This window comes from Shouchella sp. JSM 1781072 (genome assembly GCF_041949915.1).
Lineage (GTDB): Bacteria > Bacillota > Bacilli > Bacillales > Bacillaceae_D > Shouchella.
Window position 1 is genome coordinate 46,131 of record NZ_JBHFQE010000004.1, and the last position, 18,565, is coordinate 64,695.

The window sequence follows — 18,565 nt, forward strand, 5'->3', positions numbered from 1 at the left end:
ACTATTAAAATGCACGTTTTCGACTTTCATAGAATTCCTGAAGTCCTAGTTCTTCGTTAATCATCCATTCCATTTCTTTTAAATCTTCACGTATGACCATTGGATCCAGCTCTGACCACTGAACAGAATAAATAAAGTAATAACGACTGACCATCCGAAACGTAACGATCGATGAAGGAAAGCGACTAAATACAGCCTTTATTTGATTCCTCTTCCAATATGAGTATGAAATCATTTCCATTCGTTTCCTCCACCTGCTCTCTTTTACTGTAGATGTTCACTTAAAGAAATCAACCGATCGGTTTGCACAATATGACCTTTACGTTTATTTTCATTCACACGTTGAAAATAAAACGGTACCGGATAGTCAGGTCTCTTTGCATAAACGGCCGCAACCAGCTTTTCCACTGGTACGGGCTTTTCAAGCTGGCGAAGTGCTTCTAATACTTCTGCGTCAAAAAAGTGCTCATCTCGGCCACTATAGGCAAACAGATTTTCACGCTCAATTAGTTTATGTTGTTCAATGCTTGAAAACGCTGGGATGAACTCCATCCACTCCTCCTTTTTTAATGGAGGTTGCTGTTCAAGTTCTTGAAATAGCTCAGGAGCACGCTCGTGAATATGCAAAGGACCTGGCACGATCCGCACGTACAAATTTTCCGTTCGATCAAACAGCTCTGCAATTTCCAAAAAAGCTAACTCTTCTCCAGCCGATGGACCTACCCAAGCGACGACGCTCCCTTTTATTAAAGCTGTTTGAATAGCCTCTCGCTGCTGCCGCTGTTGTTTCAAGACTTTCAGACGCTCCATTTCAAGGTGCTGTACCCCTAGTAGACGCTCTAATCGTTTCATACGTTCTTCTTCATTTGTCACAATGCCCATATGCCAAAAAGGCTCGTACATGAGTAATTCTTCCTTGCTGTGCGGTGCGTTTATGTTACTTGAGAAGAATAATTGTTTGTTCATTCAATCACCTAGCTTTTCCTATTTACATGTGGGTAACTCTTCTTAAGATCGTCGTGAAAGGATTATTCTTGCTCCCTATACCATTCTTCTGAATAATCCTTTCTGCTTTGCTCTGCTTTTGCTAACAATGCCTCTGGTCGATGCCATTTGCCACCTTTCACGATCCAGTCAATCGTCAAGGTCGCTTCAACGGTTTGAAGTGGGTTTTCCTTCACAATGACTAAATCCGCATGTTCACCAGGGTCACAATTGCTAGTAAATCCAAATAATTCACCTGGAATCGATGTTGCTGATTGAATCGCTTCAAACGGAGTTAATCCACATTCCACCAATAACTGTAGCTCACGATGCAGCAACTGACCTGGGTACGTATCTACGCCTGAAGGAGTATCGGTTCCTGCTAAAATCGTACCGCCAATCTGGTAATAAGCCGCTGTAATCTGTTTTGTCGCTTGGAATAATCGCTCTTGTTTTCGTGACTGTATATGTGGCCTGACTTGCTTCCACTGCTCCTCTAAGCTTAACATGGCATCTGTTTCGAAAGGTAGAGAAGATGACCAATGATGTTCATTAATAGATTGCGCAAACAGACTTAAAGTTGGTGTTAAGATGACACCAGCTGACTTCAGCTCTTCGCAAACTTTCGCGAGCGCTTCTTTTTCTAACCCCCCATCTAAGCATTCCTTGTCATCTGCTTCATCTAGTAATACATGCCAGCTTGGGATTAAGGATTGAATAATTCCCGAATTATGCTCCAGAAAGCGTACCCCTATTTTTGCAGCTGTCAATGCATCTACGTCCGTCGATGCTAACAGATCAGCCGCAACATCAAGGCGGTGTCGCTCCGCTTCGTTCACTACAGCTTCCATGACCTCTCTCTTCAAGCGACCATACACTTTAATAAACGAAGCACCTTGTTCAACTTGTCGTTGAACCTCTTCACGTGCCTCCTGCTTAGATGTTGTCGTGAATGAACCACTGCTTGTTCCTCCCCATAAACCAGGCACCCCATCAATCATGCGGTCTGCCCAATAAACGTGTGGCGTAAAGGGAGTTGGGCCATTTTTGATGAGGGGTGCAAGCATATATGCATTCCCAGCAGTATTGCGTACACTTGTTACGCCTGCGGCTGTAAAAAGCGATGCATAACCAGGCATGATATGGCAATGACTATCAATAAAACCTGGTAGTGCATACGTATTCAAGTGTTCATTTGGTGCATCAATTTTGTCTATTATACGCCCATTCTCAACAGTGATTGTTTTTCCTTCAAAGGTTGCTGTATCCATATTTAATAGATTGATTGTTTCTGTTTGCTTCATTTCTTGTCCTCCTGCAATTTACATCGACTCTTTCCTTTCCTATACCCGCTTTTCATAAATTCAAAAAAAGCCCGCCTTTTTCAGCGGACTTTGTTTTTATCGTTATGTTTATTTTTCAAGCGGGCGTTTCATAATGCCGTACAAGATTCCTGTAACGATCGCTCCTGTAAGAATCGCGACCGCATATAGTCCCATGTAGGACAGTGTTGAATCATTTACGAGCAACATCGTAAAAATGCCTCCGTGAGGAGCTGGTAACGAAATTTGGAATAAACCCGTTAACCCTCCAGCAATTGCTGCACCTACAACACTTGCAGAGATGACGCGAATTGGATCAGCTGCCGCAAACGGAATGGCACCTTCTGTGATAAAGGATGCGCCAAGCACATAGTTTGTTCGTCCAGATTCACGTTGTTGTTTTGTAAATTTATATTTCCAAAACGTTGTTGCAATCGCAATCCCGAGTGGTGGAACCATTCCTGCCGCCATAACCGCAGCTTGCGGACCCATGTTTCCAGCGTCGAGCATCGCAATTCCGAACGTATAAGCCGCTTTATTGATTGGACCACCCATATCAATGGCCATCATCGCACCAAGTACAATTCCAAGAATGACCATATTACCTGTACCTAAATCACCAAGCCAATTTTGTAAGCCTGTATTCACAGATGCAAGCGGCGCAATTAAGAAATACATAATCACACCGGTAAATAAGATATTTAAGACTGGTGTAAATAAAATCGTTCTAAGTCCATCTAGCGACTGCGGCATACCTGAAAGGATTTTTTTCACACCTAGGGCCATGTAACCAGCGAGGAAACCTGCTAGTAATCCTCCTAAGAATCCAGCATCACCGTTGAATGCCATATAACCAGCAATTAAACCAGGAGCAAAACCTGGACGGTCTGCAATACTCATGGCAATAAATGCAGCTAGAACAGGAATAAATAGCGCAAAAGCATTATCGCCACCAATTGTACCTAGGATAGTTGTTACAACATTGTCTTCCCCAAGTAAGCTTTCAATTTCAAATAAGAAACTAATGGCAAGTAGAATTCCCCCACCGATTACAAATGGGAGCATGTTTGAAACACCATTCATTAAGTGCTTGTAAATGCTTTTTCCAAATCCACCTGATGATACAGATTCGTCATTGTCGTTCTTCGCTCCGCCTTGAGCAGAATAAACCGCTTCTTTTCCAGCTAATGAACGTTCAATTAATTGGGAAGGTTTTCTTACACCATCAGCCACAGGTGCGATAACGATACGTTTGCCATCAAACCGATCCATTTCCACTTTTGTATCAGCTGCCACAATAATACCGTCAGCACGAGCAATATCTTCCTTCGTAAGGCGATTTTTTACACCGCCTGAGCCATTGGTTTCCACTTTTATCGAGTAGCCTCGTTCTTGCGCTTCTTTCTTTAACGCATCTGCCGCCATATACGTATGAGCAATCCCTGTAGGGCACCCAGTAACGCCAATGATATACGTATCTTCTTCTGCAGTAGGTTGAACATCCTCTTCTACTTCGTCAGCTTCTTCTGCTTCTTTCGTATCAATAATTGAAATAACCTCATCAATTGATTGAGCAGCGAGAAGTTGGTCGCGAAAAGCTGTATCCATTAGAAACGTTGAAAGCTTTGAGAGCGTTGCTAAATGTTCATTATTCGCCCCTTCAGAGGCCGCAATCATAAAGAACAACTGACTCGGTTGACCGTCCAACGCTTCATAATCAATACCTGAAATCGAACGTCCAAAAGCAATTGCAGGTGTCTTGACAGCCGCTGTTTTGGCATGTGGAATGGCAATCCCTTCACCTAGCCCAGTTGTGCTTTGTGCTTCTCTTGCAAGAATTGCTTCTTTGTATGTTTCTTTATCGTTTAGTCGACCCGCTTCATCTAGCTTAGCCACAAGTTCATCAATGACTGTCGCTTTTGAGGAAGCTTGTAGATCTAAAATGATCGTATCTTTTTTTAGTAAATCAGAGATCTTCATCTCCAGTCCCCCTTATATGGAATGCACGCTAATTTCTTTCGTTAAGCGCTCAACTTCAGCTGGCTCACCAAAACTTAGTGAAAATGCTGTGGCGCTTCCAGATGCCATTCCGTATTGAAATGCATCGATTAATTTTGCTCCACTATGATACGCGTGAAGAAATCCTGCAACTGTTGCGTCCCCTGCACCGACTGAATTTAGCAATTTACCCTTAGGCGCATTAGCGAAAAGGATGGTTTCCTTAGTAGCAAGAAGCGCCCCGTCCCCAGCAAATGTAACGAGGACATGCTCTACCCCTTGTTCAACTAACGCTTTTGCATGTGGAATGGCATCTTCTTTCGTTTCTATGACCGAGTTCGTAAGTTCTGCCAATTCATGTTGATTCGGTTTAATAAAGAATGGTTTTGCAGGAATGATTTGCTCAAGTGCTTTTCCACTCGTATCCACAAACACCTTCACGCCTTGGTTATTTAATCGCTCGACCCACTTTGCGTAAAGATTCGACGGTAAAGACGGCGGAATACTACCGGCTAACACAACTGTATCTTCAGCCGTTAACTGATTTAAATGCTCTTCTAAAGTACGAAGATCCACATCGCTAATTTCAGGAGAACAGCCATTTATTTCAGATTCATCTTCTGCTTTCACTTTCACATTGATGCGGGTATCTCCGTTAATTCTTACAAAGTCTGACTGAATGCCTTCTTCAGTGACCGTTGCATGAATATAGTCGCCGGTGAAACCACCAATAAACCCTAGTGCTGTTGATTGCGTCCCATATGCTTTTAAAACTCTTGAGACGTTTATCCCTTTTCCACCAGCTGCTTTTCGATCATTTGTTGAACGGTTTACATGACCAATTTCTAGAGTTGGTAACGAGACGTAATAGTCCATCGCCGGGTTTAAGGTCACTGTATAAATCATAATTTAACCACCTCTATTGCCGTACTTTTCACTAACTCTTGATAGAGTTGCTCTTTTTCTTCTTTTACATACGAACTCGTCAATATATGAACGTCTTCTATTGAAGCAAAAGGAGAAAACGTGACATCCTCAAATTTCGTATGATCCGCCAATACAATCGCTTGCTGAGCATATTGAATGGCTTTTGTCTTAATATAGGCTTCTTCCGGATCAGGTGTTGTACAGCCATCTTTGACGGTAATGCCGTTTGTTCCAAGAAACGCTTTATCAAATCGAAATCTAGCTATCGACTCAATTGCACCTCTGCCTACAAATGCATAGGTTCCTTTTTTCACATGGCCACCTAGTGAATGTGTGTCGATATCAGCTTCTACTAATGCTTGTATATTCATTACACCGTTTGTTACAACTTCAATGTTCTTTCCCTTTAAATGAGAAATCATTTCAAACGTTGTGCTTCCAGCATCTAAGAAAATACAATCACCCTCTTGAACGAGCTCCGCAGCTCGTTGCGCGATTTTCTTTTTCTCATGACTGTTTTTGGATGATTTTTGTGCCATCGTTGGTTCTTCTCGCATCGTTTGAAGAAGCGTAGCGCCTCCATGTATGCGCTTTAATTTCTTTCCTTGTTCAAGCTCAGTTAAATCTCTTCTAATTGTTGATTCTGAAGCCCCAGTTGCTTCGATTAAGTCCTGAATTTTCACAACTTCATTTTGCTGAACAAGCTGAATAATGATCTCTTGTCTTTCCACGGTTAACATGTGCACACCTCTTTACTGTCGAGACTTTTTTATTATACAACCAAAATCAATCATAATCAATCATTTTCATCCAGAAACATATTTACAAGTTTCTCCACTTTTCTTCCACGTAACACAAAAAAAAGACGGGATTTCCCCGCCTTTTACTCTTAAAAGCTCTACTCACTTAATTGCTCGACCTTCTCTGCTAGCTCTGCCCAGCGTTCAAGCAACTGATCCAATTCTGCATCTACTGCTTCCTTTTCTTTCATCGTATCTGCAATTTTACCGTAATCGCTTCCTGCTTCTTGAATTCCTACTTCTAACGTTGCTTGTTTTTCTTCAAGGGACGCAATCTTGTCATCGATTTGATCCCATTCACGTTGTTCGTTATACGACAACTTTTTTGGCGCCTTTTTCTTTTCAACAATCGGCGATTTGACCGTTTTTGGAGCTTTCTCTATCGTTTGCTCTTCCAAGTAATCGGTATAATCCCCTTGATATCGTCGAATCGAACCATTCTCAAATATAAGCATCGTTTCTACTACTCGATCGAGAAAATAACGATCGTGGGAAACGGTCACAACCGTTCCAGGAAACGTATCAATATAGTCTTCAAGCACAGCTAACGTCTCCACATCAAGATCATTCGTAGGCTCGTCTAAAAATAGCACGTTTGGCTCTCCCATTAGGATGCGCAGCAAATAAAGACGACGTTTTTCCCCACCAGATAGACGACGAATGTACGTCCATTGCTGTGAACGCGGGAACAAAAACCGTTCAAGCATTTGTTCAGCAGTGATTTGATCGCCTTTGTTTGTATAAACCACTTCAGCAACTTGCTTGATATAGTCAATAACAGTCAGCGTGCCATCTAGTTCGGCATCTTCTTGGGTGTAGTAACCAATTTTAACCGTCTCTCCGACTGTACAAGTTCCTTCATCAGGCTCCAGTCTATTCGCCATAATGTTTAACAGTGTCGTTTTTCCGCTACCATTCGCGCCAATAATGCCTAATCGCTCTTGGTTCGTCAGTAGATAGGAGAGATTCGAAAAAAGCTCTTTTCCATTTAGCGATTTCCTTACATTCTCTAGCTCAATGACTTGCTTTCCAAGTCGTTTGGACCCAATCGCCACATCTAAATGCTCTTTCGTTTTGACACCTTGCTGATTGTTTAATGCTTCAACCCGCTGAATTCGCGCTTTTTGTTTCGTTGTACGCGCTTTTGCGCCTCTTTTTAACCAAGCCATTTCTCGTCTGAGCAAATTCTGTCGTTTCGCTTCTGCTTGTTCAAGCTGCTCTTCACGTTCAGCACGCTTTTCTAAATAAGTTTCAAAATTTCCTTCATAGCGATAAAGCTGACCGTTCGTTAATTCAAAAATCGTCGTCGCGACTCGATTTAAGAAATAGCGATCATGGGTGATCACAATAAGTGCCCCACGGTATTGCTTTAAATAGCCCTCGAGCCATTCAACCGTTTCATGGTCAAGATGGTTAGTCGGTTCATCAAGTAAAAGCAAATCTACAGGCTGGATTAAAGATCGCGCAATCGCCACTCTCTTTTTCTGTCCTCCTGATAGTGTACGTAAACGCGCGGTAACATCAAAAACGCCTAATTTACTAAGGATTGTTTTCGCCTGAGTACTAGCTTCCCAACCGTCCACCTTATCCATTTCTGCTTGTAATTTTAACAATGTCGATTGGTATTGTTCATTCAAAGGGTCTTGTTCGAGCTTAGCGAGCCCTTCTTCATAGCGAGCAACTGTTCGTAATAGCTCTGAATCACTTTTGAAAATATAGTCAAGAACGGTTTCATTTTCTGGTAAGTCCGGTTGTTGCGCCAAATATTCGATCGTGAAATCATTGGCGTGATAAAAACTTCCTGCTTCTTTCCCTTCTATTCCTGCTAATGTTTTTAAAAGCGTTGATTTCCCTGTTCCGTTCACGCCAAGTAGTCCGATCCGATTTCCTGTTTCAATGGAAAAATCAATCGATTGAAACAGCGCTTTTTCCCCAAACGTCTTACTAAGTCCTTCGACTCTTAATACATTCATGAACATCTTCCTTTTTCCGATAAAGATTCGTTATTTATGCAGTATAGCACATTGACTTATTTATAAGGACTGTCCTCATAAAAGAAGTTCGGTGAATTCATTTCATCATGAAAGGATTGATGAAAGATCTTCGTTTGCGCTGGCGACATTGGCGGGATGAGCCACGTCCAGTCTCCTGTTACAGAACGATTTTCTTTCTCTTCGTTTTTTATAAATTGTTGAAACTGCTTTGCCGCTGTATGATGATCAACGATACTTACACCAGCTTGTTGAAAAGAATGCAGAACGGCACGATTCAGCTCTACCAATGCCTCATCTCGCCACAATGACGATTCCTTAGTTCGATTTATGCTGAGCTGATCTGCCACTTGTTCCAATCGATTATAGCGAAAATCGTCCGCTAAATTTCTCGCACCAATCTCTGTCCCCATATACCAGCCATTAAACGGAGCTGCATAGAAAGAAAGCCCGCCAATTTCTAAGCGCATATCTGAAATAATCGGTACAGCGTACCATTTCAGAGCTAGTTCTTTGAATGAATTAAAGGTTGGATGTTCAAGTTCAACTTCTTTCACTAAATTGTCAGGAATCGGATAGAAAACGGGTCTATTTTCACCAACGGAAAAAACAAACGGCAACAGATCAAAATCGCTTTCAGCTCCCGTCCATCCTAAAGATTGACAATATCTTGTAAATTCAAGTGATGCAGGGTCGCCGATGATGCGCCCGTTTTTTTCGTAACCAGCGTATCGAATAAGCTGGTGATTCCAAATACGCACACGCTCTCCTACCGGAAAAACCGTAATCGTTGGAATGATTTTCCCTTCATTCGTTGCGTAAGAGAGATGATGGCACAATGCCTTAAACACATCCTCTTCCGTTTCGGCTTCTCTTGCATCAATGACATGCATTCGCTCCCAAAACAATCGACCGATACAGCGATTGCTGTTTCGCCACGCTAGCTTTGCACCATACGTTAGCTCTTCGGTTGTTAATGTATAGGTACCTGATTTATTGATCTCAGCGAGAATAGCGGTCAGACGTGACGCCACGTTTGGTTGTCCTGTTTCTTCATAAAATTGCTTAATAAACGCACGCGCTTGTTGCGCAAGTTCAATTTCCATAAGCGATTGTAATCCTCCTAAAAAAACTGCGTAGCCGATTGCTACACAGTTTTTTGGCTATTGCTTTTTTTCGATTTCTGCTTTTATATCATCTTCAATTTGGCTAGGCTTCGTTTGCGGCGCATATCGTTTAACAACGGCTCCGTCACGATCAACAAGGAACTTTGTGAAATTCCATTTAATTTCATCTCCCATTGTTCCCTTTTTTTCACTTTTTAAATGCTTAAATAATGGATTGGCATCTTTTCCTTTTACATTCGTTTTCGCAAAAAGTGGAAACGTCACACCAAAATTAATTTTGCACACATCTTCCATCTCATCATCTGATGTCGGTTCTTGATTCATGAATTGATTACTTGGAAATCCTAATACACGCAAGCCATTATCTTGGTAGTTTTGATGAAGCTCTTCTAAACCATCAAATTGTGATGCAAAACCACATTTAGTCGCTGTATTGACGATTAGAAGAACATCCCCTTCATAGTTCGATAATGAAAAATCTTCTCCCTTACTTGTTTTTACCGTGTAGTCGAATACAGACATAAATGCCTCTCCTCCATCAATCGTTTGCACCAAGTATAAAGCTTCCTCTTTCACATGAAAACAAATATGCTCACGTTTTATACCTTCTTGCAAATTCAACAAACCTGAAGCGGTCAGGGCGGTGACGTGACTCTGTTATTTGAAGAAGCGTTGCATCTTCTAAATACGTCAAGCTGCGAACAACAACGATTTGACTTCCTGGCTCAACGTCTAGCAGCTGGAGCTCTTCATCTGTTGCAACCTCTACAACGATTTCTTTTTTAGCAAAACTAATGGTTAAGCCTAGAGTTTTCTCAATATACTCATAGATACTACCAGAACTAATGTCTTTTGTTAAACCTGGTACTAGCATCTTAGGAAACCAATCTTTATCTAGAATGATTCGCTCTCCATCAATTAACCGTACTCGAGCAATCTCTAAAACAATCGAATCATCTGGGAGCTGAAATTGCTTCGCTTGCTTAGGCGTAGCGCGACATTCTTTAAATGTGACCACTTCTGTCTCTGCCTTCATCCCAAGCTGTTGATTTAACTCTTGAAAGCTGGTTACACCCGAAACAGGAAAATCCAAGCGCTGTAAATCGAGTACAACGGATCCTTTTCCTTGTATCTTTTGAATGTAGCCATGTTCTGACAGCTGCTTTAGCGCTTTTCGAATCGTTTCTCTTGATGCCTGAAAAAACTCCGTAAGCTCATGCTCCGATGGGAGCGTATCACCAGCTTGATACTTTCCATTTTGCATATCTTTAATAAGATGTTGATAGATCGACTGAAATTTACTTTTCAAACATATCGCCCTACTTTTTCTATAATCACTCTGTTTTTAAGTGAGTCCATTTCATCATTCGAGTTCAATGCGAAATCTACTCTTATTATGACATTCATTCAAGTAATAACATTAACAAATAATTCCTTCTAACAATACCACAAACGATTCATTTTTGACCATGGTCGGTCAAGATCATATGGTGAAAAAAAGAGCTGCACGAGGCAGCTCTTTTTATTATTCATATAGGCTCTTCGGATTTCTAATCTTTCCGTAAAGAAGGGTTGCCACAAATGGGAGTGCAATAACGATTGCCATCCCGATCGCAAAGGCAAGCCAGCCACCAGACTGAATAACGAAAATACCTGGTATCCCACCTACACCAACGCTGTGCGCCAGTACATTTTGCATAGAAATGAACATTCCTGCAAGACCGGAGCTAATAATCGCTGCAAAAAACGGGAAGCGGAAACGAAGATTAACACCGAATAGTGCTGGTTCTGTAATCCCTAACCACGCAGACAGCCCTGATGTGCCTGCTAATCCTTTTAAGTTCTTATTCTTTAAGACAAAATACATCGCAAATGCAGCAGAACCTTGCGCAATGTTTGATAATGCTAGAATCGGCCATAAGAATGTGCCGCCACCTTCACTACCTGTTAGCTGTAAATCAACGGCAAGGAACGTATGGTGCATCCCTGTAATCACGAGCGGACCATAAATAATGCCATACAAGAATCCTGCAATCGCTGGAATCGTATCGAACAACCAAATGAAGCCATCTGCAATTCCGTTACCGATTGCAAACGTGATTGGTCCGACCGCAATAAACGTAATAAAACTCGTTACCAATAAAGCAATTGGAGCTACTGTTAACAAATGGAATGAATCGGAAATTCGCTTACGTAAAAATACTTCTATTTTCGCTAAAATAATGGATGCGACGAACACCGGCAGTACCTGTCCTTGATAACCAAGTTGCTGAATTTCTAAGCCAAACAAGTTCCAAGTAGGAATTTCACCAGCTTCACGAGCAGCTCCATAATCCCAAGCACTTAATAACGCTGGATTAACAAGAATTAATCCTAAGACAATACCAAGCAGCGGACTGCCTCCAAATCGCTTCACGGCTGACCACCCAATTAACGCTGGTAAGAAGGTAAAGGCGGTACTCGCAATGACATTAATAATATCGGCAAAATCCGCCCATTGAGGATGAACATCAATAATGGATGCACCATCATAAAAAATATCTGCGCCGGTTAAAATATTGTTTAAACCCATTAACAAACCAGCAGTCACAATCGCTGGCAAGATTGGGATAAATACGTCTGCTAAGACTTTAATCCCTCTTTGTAAGGGGTTTCCTTTTTTAGCAGCGTTTTCTTTCACGTCATCTTTTGACTCTTCTTCACGGCCCGTCAATGCCATCATTTCTTTATACACTTTATCGACGACACCGTTACCTAATATGATTTGAAACTGCCCGTTTGCAGAAAATGTTCCTTTTACTACATCAAGCGCTTCCAGTTTTTTCGTATCTACTTGACTTTCATCTTGTAAAACAAGTCGCAGTCTCGTCACGCAGTGTGTAGCTGAAGAAATGTTCTCTTCTCCACCAATGGCCTCTAAAATCTGTTCAGCAGATTTTTTGTAGTTAACAGCCATCCCCGTTCCTCCTTTGCTAACGTTTTCAAAAACGTCGCTTTAGTGCATTTATAATTTGTATATACAAATAATTGATTGCTTTGATCATACCTTGTATATACAAATTAGTCAACAAAAAAAGACATCTTTTTTATTTCTTGCTATTTCCATATGCTTGGCATGTTACACTAATAAAAAAGGAGGTTGAGAAATTGAAATTTGATTCACATAATCACCCATATCCTTCAAAACGAATGCCCGCTTATGCAAAGAATGGAATGGTGGCAACATCACAACCACTGGCAGCACAAGCAGGTAGAGATATTCTTAACCAAGGTGGCAATGCCGTCGATGCTGCGATTGCAACAGCCGCATGCTTAACGGTTGTAGAACCTTGTTCAAATGGAATTGGCGGGGATGCCTTTGCCATTGTTTGGCTCGACGGTGACCTATATGGACTTAATGGTAGTGGTCCTTCTCCAGCCTCAATGACTATTGATGCGGTAAAGCAACGTGGGTATGACACAATGCCTACAACTGGACTCATTCCCGTGACCGTACCAGGAGCACCTGCTTCATGGGCAAGCTTATCGAAACGATTCGGAAAATTACCTTTATTAGATGTTCTTCAACCTGCTATTACATTTGCTGAAGAAGGTTTTGCGGTAACGCCTACTATTTCTCGACAATGGAAAACAAGTTATAAACGGTTTCAAGCTGCTCATACAGGAGACGAATTTTCAGCTTGGTTTGAGACATTTTCGTTGAATCAACGTGCGCCGGAACCTGGGGAGATTTGGCGTTCTCCAAATCATGCACATACGTTACGGTTAATTGGCGAGACAAACGCAAAAGCGTTTTATTCCGGAGAATTAGCAGATCAAATTGACGCTTTTTTCAAAAAGCATCATGGTTTTTTGCGTAAAGAAGATCTTGCCGCTTTCGAACCTGAATGGGTTGATCCGATCCACACGAACTATAAAGGTTATGACGTATGGGAGATTCCTCCAAACGGACAAGGCTTAATTGCTTTAATGGCGTTGAATATTCTCGAAAACGTGGAGATTAATGAAAAAGAAAACGTCGATACGTATCATAAGCAAATCGAAGCGTTAAAACTTGCATTTACAGATGGTCAAGCGTACATTACAGACGAAAACCATATGAGCGTTCCCACCCAGTCGCTTCTCGATAAATCTTATGCAGCAAAACGGGCGCAAGAAATTGGCGAAACGGCGCAATTACCAACTGTCGGGAAACCAACTGCAAGTGGTACCGTCTATCTATGTACAGCTGACAGTGAAGGGAATATGGTATCGTTTATCCAGTCAAACTACATGGGCTTTGGCTCTGGTTTAGTCGTTCCGGGGACAGGCATCTCTCTACAAAATCGCGGTCATTCCTTTTCACTCGACCACAACCACGACAATGCACTTGCACCAAACAAACGCCCATATCATACGATTATTCCAGGCTTCCTCACAAAAGATCAACAAGCTGTTGGACCGTTTGGCGTTATGGGTGGGTTTATGCAGCCACAAGGTCATGTACAAGTCGTTATGAATACAGTTGACTTTCTTCTGCATCCACAAGCAGCATTGGATTCTCCACGCTGGCAATGGACAGAAGGAAACAAAATTTTATTAGAGCCATCCTTTCCTCGTCATATTGCAGAAGCGCTCGCACGCAAAGGTCATGACGTAACGATTGCAAATGACGTCATGTCTTTTGGAAGAGGCCAAATCATTTGGAAAGACGACGAAAAAGAGAGCTATGTTGGCGGTACAGAATCAAGAACAGATAGTCATATCGCTACGTTATAATAAAAACGTGCACCGGAGCATTTACTCCTGTGCACGTTTTATTCATCTGAACAACCAACTTTCCCCTGGTCGCATCAACATATTTAATTTTAATTTTTTGCAAATTGTAATGTAGTGAAGAACCGTTAACAACACCGCACTCATATTCATCCCGATAATAATGCCGTTCATTTGTAAACTTGGCATAGATCCAAGGGCGATCATTAAGCAAAAGGATACCACCGTTGCATAAAACGAGTGTAGAAACGCATCCTTCACTAACCCGATTCCAATTAAATACGCTTGCAGTGGCGTTGCACAATAATGAAACAAAAAATACGGAATTAAGAGCTTCAAGTAATCTGCTGCCGGTGACGGTCCAAAAAACAATGTCGTAATTGGTTCAGCAAAAAAGTAAAACATCAGTACGATGGGCATTCCATAAGCAAACGTCACAAGGAGCGATAAACGCAAATAGTAATGAAGCGTATCGTATTGTCGTTTTGCATAACTTTCTGAAACAATAGGAATTAACACAATTAGCAGAGCATGCGCTACAAAGGCTGGGAAAAAACCAATGGTAAATGCAATACCCGCTAGTTTTCCATACTGTACAAGTGCGACACTTTCTAGCACACCTGCATTCGTGAGAGCCAACGTAATTAAAAACGGTTTAACAGCAAATGTGATCGAATGAAAAATACGTAACCCAGTTGTAGGAATAGACACGGCTAATAATTTTTTCTGAATTTCTTTTTGGTTTACTTTTTTTTGCGTATGATCTTTCTTCGTTTGATAAATTTTACGAATAAACACCACCACTAAGTAAAACAACACCAAAAGTTCGCTTAATTTCAGCGCTAACAATGCCATAAAAATAGCAAGGTCACTTGTGAAAGAAAACATGTAAAAGACAATTAATAAGCCACCTAGCTGTGCAGTTCGTTTCAAAATATTTGCGATTGCTATTTTAGACGTTTGTTGTGCGCCCATTAAATACCCTTTTGCAACAGAGGAAAAGGTGATAACGGGAATCAGTAAAAATAACATCCACTGAACCCCAATATGATAATTGTCTAACACACTTAATTGAGGCAAAATCACTAGCGCCGCAACCATCACCGTTACCGCACAAACTGTAGCCAGCTTTAATGCTTGTAACAACACACCCCAATGATAATTCGGTTCTTTTTCTGCAACTAGTTTTGAGATCGAGACAGGTAGTTCTACACTTGCGAGCACCACGACAAATAACATTGTCGGTAAGATCGCCATGTATAAACCAAATGCTTCATCCCCTAGCTCTCTAGCCAAAACAATATTAATAATAAACTCCAAGCATTCTCCTATGAAGGCAGCTCCACTTAAAACTAGCACACCGCGGAAAAACGTACTCAACACTCATCTCTCCTTTTTCTCTCTCTATAAAGGTATGAGACAAGTCGCTAAATTAAAACAGAAAAAAACAAGCTGTTACGCTTGTTTTTTAATCATCCCATGTGTCAGCATTTTTTAAGCCAGGAATGTTCTTACTTTTAAATACTGGATCTTTCCCAACTTTCCGTTGTGCTACGTAATCGTTAATTACGGCAATCGCAATCTTACCAATTAAAACAATCGCAATTAAGTTGACAATGGTGGTAAACGCCATAAAGACATCTGCCATGTCCCATACAAGCGCCATACTTGCCATAGAACCAAATACAATCATCGCCATTACAGCGAGGCGGTACACTTGTAGCCAAATGGTTCCTTCTTTAATAAAAGCAAGATTTGTTTCGCCATAGTAATAATTCCCAATTAATGAAGAAAATGAGAAGAAGAAAATGGCAATCGCAATAAATGGCACAGCCCAATCTCCAACAAGGATTCCCAATGATTGTTGCGTCAACGCAACTCCATTAATACCGTCTGGAGCAAGGGTATAAACATCTGTTAATAAAATTACAAACGCAGTCGCTGAACAAATAATAATCGTGTCAAAAAATACACCTAATGATTGAACCAACCCTTGTTTTGCTGGGTGTGAAACGTCAGCAGTCGCAGCAGCATTTGGCACACTACCCATACCGGCTTCGTTCGAGAACAATCCACGCTGGGCCCCAACAAGTAAGCCGACAAAGATTCCAACTGTTGCTTCTTGGAAGCCAAACGCATTTCCAACAATTAATGAAAACACCGCTGGAACAGCTTCAAAATTTGTAACCACAACAAATCCCACAACCCCAACGTAAAGAACGGCCATGATCGGCACGACAATACTTGAGAAAACCGAAATCGAGCGAATTCCTCCAAAGATGATGACCCCTACTGCAAGTGCAATAACAATCCCTACTGTTAGTGGATTAAAATTAAAAGCGGTATCAAACGCGGCCGTGATTGTATTTGCTTGTAGCGAATTAAAAATAAAGCCAAAAGTTACAGCAATTAATAGCGCAAAGATAATTCCAAGCCAGCGCTGGCCTAATGCACGATCAATGTAATAAGCAGGTCCACCACGGAATTGGCCATCTTTTCGCACTTTATATACTTGTGCAAGCATACTTTCAACGAATCCTGTCGCCATCCCGATAATAGCAATGACCCACATCCAAAAAATAGCGCCAGGTCCGCCAGTTGTAATCGCTATCGCAACACCTGAGATATTCGCTGCGCCTACTCGAGACGCGGCACTAATACAAAACGCTTGGAATGCAGACACTTCGCCTTTTTTTGATTTCTTTTCTGTAATTGCACGAAACATTTCAGGAAAAAGACGAAATTGAACGAACTTAGTCCGAAACGTAAAATAAATACCTACACTGATGAGAGCAGCTACAAGTATGTATGATGTCACTCCATTAATACTTGTAATCATATTGTGAAAAACTTCCATTAAATTCCTCCGTTAGCTAGCATATAAGATCAAAACAATCTCATTATTATACCAAAATAAAGATTGATTGCAATTAAAAACGACTTGCTGGATATCTTGTCCAGCAAGCCTCCTTGTTCATTATTCGTTTAAATGAGCGAGTGTCAAGTAATGCAGCTGTTCTTCCAACTCATTTTGATGATCGGTTTTCTCATTTTCACTCCACTCTAATAGCGATCCCATTGCATCAATGACTTGATCCTTGTACGTCGTTACGGTTTGAACATCGAAAAGCAAATCTGACGTCCGTCGTAAGAAGAAATCAACAGGGGTTAGGGCCATTTCATGATGAATGCCGTACAGTAGCGATGCCCAAACATCCTTTGGCAATTGATACGTTTCTGCACGAGGATCATCTAAATAAGCAAAAACTTGTGGCACGTTTGACCCATAACGCTCGACGAGTTTTCGAGCCAGCTCTTCATTTAACCCAAGTTTCACGCCTGCTTCAATATGAACCTTCTGGAAATGGTCTAAGCGATCAGAACCACCAACTTTCCCTCCACTTAAAACAAGGTGCTTCGTTTTTGATTGAGGGTATGTATCCATCCCCTCTGCTTCAAGGGTTTCACAAACACGATCAACAATATCTGCTGCCATTTTCCGATAGCCTGTTAATTTTCCGCCAGCAATTGTAATCAATCCACTTTCAGAAAGGAATATTTCATCTTTTCGCGAGATATCTGACGGATCTTTTCCTTCTTCATGAATAAGTGGTCGCAAACCAGACCAGCTTGACTCGATGTCTTTTTTCGTAAGTTGAAAATCTGGAAAACGCGCATTGATCGCTCCGATAATATACTCCACATCTTCTTGAGTCACGCCAGGTTCATTCATTGAGCCCTTGTAATTTGTATCCGTTGTGCCAACATATACTTTCTCTCCACGAGGAATCGCAAACATCATTCGACCATCATCATAAGGGGTATCAAAATAGAGCGCTTGATTTAATGGAAGATGTCGTTTTGAGAAAACAAAGTGAACCCCTTTTGTTAAATGAATGGTTTTCCCTTTTTTTGAGCGATCTTGTTCTCTTAATGTATCCACCCATGGTCCTGTTGCATTGACAATATTTTTAGCATGAAGAACAATCGCATCTCTCGTCTGTAAATCTCTCGCAACAACGCCATTCACGCGATTATTCTCATATGTGAATGATTCAGCCTTTACATAATTTGCTAAGTGCGCACCATAGAGAGAAGCTGTCTTGGCAACTTCCATCGTTAAGCGAGCATCGTCGGTTCGATATTCTACATACATGCCTGCGCCTTTTAACTCATCAGGTGCTAAAATCGGCTCTCGCTTTATAGCTTGTTTTGAACGCATCATCGTTCGTCTTTCCCCTTTTTTTACGCCAGCTAATTTATCATAAACTCGTAAGCCAATTGAGGTTGTAAACGAGTTAAATGTTCCACCTTTATAAAAAGGCAACATCATCCTTAAAGGTGTCGTTACGTGCGGGGCATTTTCATAGACAATCTCTCGTTCCTTGCCAACTTCAGCCACAAGCTTAATTTCAAATTGCTTTAAATAGCGAAGGCCACCGTGAATCAATTTCGTTGAGCGGCTAGAGGTTCCAGCAGCAAAATCTTGCATGTCAATTAATCCAACTTTTAATCCTCTAGTAGCCGCATCAAGGGCTGTACCAACGCCAGTAATTCCACCGCCAATAATTAATAAGTCTAATTCGCTGTTCTGCATCTCTTGAATCGATGTTTTACGCGTTTTTGACGAAAAGGTCATTCAATCATTCCTCCATCGTATA

At 41.4% G+C, this 18,565-nt stretch carries 15 protein-coding genes; 1 reads left to right on the forward strand and 14 read right to left on the reverse strand.

Annotation, left to right across the window (positions count from 1 at the left end):
* Positions 1 to 4 precede the first annotated feature (4 nt).
* The 11 genes from ACE1TH_RS18310 to treP all read right to left on the reverse strand — a co-directional run bounded on the left by ACE1TH_RS18310 (position 5) and on the right by treP (position 12,105).
* Entirely contained in the window at positions 5 to 241 is a 237-nt protein-coding gene (locus tag ACE1TH_RS18310; RefSeq protein WP_099305028.1) for a hypothetical protein, read from the reverse strand.
* Positions 242 to 264: 23 nt separating this feature from the next.
* Complete coding sequence (locus tag ACE1TH_RS18315) at positions 265 to 966, reverse strand: hypothetical protein (protein WP_141556826.1); 702 nt, start codon at positions 964 to 966, stop codon at positions 265 to 267.
* Between the two features lie 62 nt (positions 967 to 1,028).
* Positions 1,029 to 2,288 carry an amidohydrolase family protein gene (locus tag ACE1TH_RS18320; protein WP_099305031.1) on the reverse strand — a complete coding sequence of 420 codons (1,260 nt, stop codon included), beginning with the start codon at positions 2,286 to 2,288 and terminating at the stop codon, positions 1,029 to 1,031.
* A 108-nt stretch (positions 2,289 to 2,396) separates the two neighbouring features.
* A complete protein-coding gene (locus tag ACE1TH_RS18325) occupies positions 2,397 to 4,286 on the reverse strand; it encodes a PTS fructose transporter subunit IIABC (RefSeq protein ID WP_099305033.1) in 1,890 nt (629 codons plus the stop codon).
* Positions 4,287 to 4,298: 12 nt separating this feature from the next.
* Positions 4,299 to 5,210 carry a 1-phosphofructokinase gene (gene pfkB / locus ACE1TH_RS18330; RefSeq protein WP_099305035.1) on the reverse strand — a complete coding sequence of 304 codons (912 nt, stop codon included), beginning with the start codon at positions 5,208 to 5,210 and terminating at the stop codon, positions 4,299 to 4,301.
* A complete protein-coding gene (locus ACE1TH_RS18335) occupies positions 5,207 to 5,971 on the reverse strand; it encodes a DeoR/GlpR family DNA-binding transcription regulator (RefSeq protein ID WP_099305037.1) in 765 nt (254 codons plus the stop codon). Before ACE1TH_RS18335 ends, pfkB begins: the two co-directional genes overlap by 4 nt.
* A gap of 158 nt (positions 5,972 to 6,129) precedes the next feature.
* Entirely contained in the window at positions 6,130 to 8,004 is a 1,875-nt protein-coding gene (locus ACE1TH_RS18340) for an ABC-F family ATP-binding cassette domain-containing protein (protein ID WP_099305039.1), read from the reverse strand.
* Between the two features lie 56 nt (positions 8,005 to 8,060).
* Positions 8,061 to 9,128, reverse strand: coding sequence for a nitric oxide synthase oxygenase (locus tag ACE1TH_RS18345; RefSeq protein WP_375079692.1), 1,068 nt, complete (start codon positions 9,126 to 9,128; stop codon positions 8,061 to 8,063).
* A 57-nt stretch (positions 9,129 to 9,185) separates the two neighbouring features.
* Positions 9,186 to 9,671: a glutathione peroxidase gene (locus ACE1TH_RS18350; RefSeq protein WP_099305377.1), complete on the reverse strand. Its 486-nt coding sequence runs from the start codon at positions 9,669 to 9,671 to the stop codon at positions 9,186 to 9,188.
* Positions 9,672 to 9,741: 70 nt separating this feature from the next.
* A complete protein-coding gene (treR, locus tag ACE1TH_RS18355) occupies positions 9,742 to 10,458 on the reverse strand; it encodes a trehalose operon repressor (protein WP_375079693.1) in 717 nt (238 codons plus the stop codon).
* Positions 10,459 to 10,674: 216 nt separating this feature from the next.
* Positions 10,675 to 12,105 carry a PTS system trehalose-specific EIIBC component gene (gene treP, locus ACE1TH_RS18360; protein WP_375079694.1) on the reverse strand — a complete coding sequence of 477 codons (1,431 nt, stop codon included), beginning with the start codon at positions 12,103 to 12,105 and terminating at the stop codon, positions 10,675 to 10,677.
* A gap of 191 nt (positions 12,106 to 12,296) precedes the next feature.
* Between treP and ACE1TH_RS18365 the strand changes: the two genes are divergently transcribed.
* Positions 12,297 to 13,907 (forward strand): gamma-glutamyltransferase family protein, encoded by a 1,611-nt coding sequence (locus ACE1TH_RS18365; RefSeq protein ID WP_375079695.1) that lies wholly within the window; start codon positions 12,297 to 12,299, stop codon positions 13,905 to 13,907.
* A gap of 42 nt (positions 13,908 to 13,949) precedes the next feature.
* Here the strand turns inward: ACE1TH_RS18365 and ACE1TH_RS18370 are convergent, their stop codons facing one another.
* The 3 genes from ACE1TH_RS18370 to ACE1TH_RS18380 all read right to left on the reverse strand — a co-directional run bounded on the left by ACE1TH_RS18370 (position 13,950) and on the right by ACE1TH_RS18380 (position 18,543).
* Complete coding sequence (locus ACE1TH_RS18370; RefSeq protein WP_099305047.1) at positions 13,950 to 15,284, reverse strand: polysaccharide biosynthesis protein; 1,335 nt, start codon at positions 15,282 to 15,284, stop codon at positions 13,950 to 13,952.
* Positions 15,285 to 15,372: 88 nt separating this feature from the next.
* Positions 15,373 to 16,761 (reverse strand): alanine/glycine:cation symporter family protein, encoded by a 1,389-nt coding sequence (locus tag ACE1TH_RS18375; RefSeq protein WP_099305049.1) that lies wholly within the window; start codon positions 16,759 to 16,761, stop codon positions 15,373 to 15,375.
* A 120-nt stretch (positions 16,762 to 16,881) separates the two neighbouring features.
* Positions 16,882 to 18,543: a glycerol-3-phosphate dehydrogenase/oxidase gene (locus ACE1TH_RS18380; RefSeq protein WP_375079696.1), complete on the reverse strand. Its 1,662-nt coding sequence runs from the start codon at positions 18,541 to 18,543 to the stop codon at positions 16,882 to 16,884.
* Between the last annotated feature and the right edge of the window lie 22 nt (positions 18,544 to 18,565).

Bases quoted from the DNA above. Each gene is read 5' to 3' on its own strand.
- ACE1TH_RS18310 (WP_099305028.1), bottom strand. From the start codon at position 241: ATGGAAATGATTTCATACTCATATTGGAAGAGGAATCAAATAAAGGCT.
- ACE1TH_RS18315 (WP_141556826.1), bottom strand. From the start codon at position 966: ATGAACAAACAATTATTCTTCTCAAGTAACATAAACGCACCGCACAGC.
- ACE1TH_RS18320 (WP_099305031.1), bottom strand. From the start codon at position 2,288: ATGAAGCAAACAGAAACAATCAATCTATTAAATATGGATACAGCAACC.
- ACE1TH_RS18325 (WP_099305033.1), bottom strand. From the start codon at position 4,286: ATGAAGATCTCTGATTTACTAAAAAAAGATACGATCATTTTAGATCTA.
- pfkB (WP_099305035.1), bottom strand. From the start codon at position 5,210: ATGATTTATACAGTGACCTTAAACCCGGCGATGGACTATTACGTCTCG.
- ACE1TH_RS18335 (WP_099305037.1), bottom strand. From the start codon at position 5,971: ATGTTAACCGTGGAAAGACAAGAGATCATTATTCAGCTTGTTCAGCAA.
- ACE1TH_RS18340 (WP_099305039.1), bottom strand. From the start codon at position 8,004: ATGAATGTATTAAGAGTCGAAGGACTTAGTAAGACGTTTGGGGAAAAA.
- ACE1TH_RS18345 (WP_375079692.1), bottom strand. From the start codon at position 9,128: ATGGAAATTGAACTTGCGCAACAAGCGCGTGCGTTTATTAAGCAATTT.
- ACE1TH_RS18350 (WP_099305377.1), bottom strand. From the start codon at position 9,671: ATGTCTGTATTCGACTACACGGTAAAAACAAGTAAGGGAGAAGATTTT.
- treP (WP_375079694.1), bottom strand. From the start codon at position 12,105: ATGGCTGTTAACTACAAAAAATCTGCTGAACAGATTTTAGAGGCCATT.
- ACE1TH_RS18375 (WP_099305049.1), bottom strand. From the start codon at position 16,761: ATGGAAGTTTTTCACAATATGATTACAAGTATTAATGGAGTGACATCA.
- ACE1TH_RS18380 (WP_375079696.1), bottom strand. From the start codon at position 18,543: ATGACCTTTTCGTCAAAAACGCGTAAAACATCGATTCAAGAGATGCAG.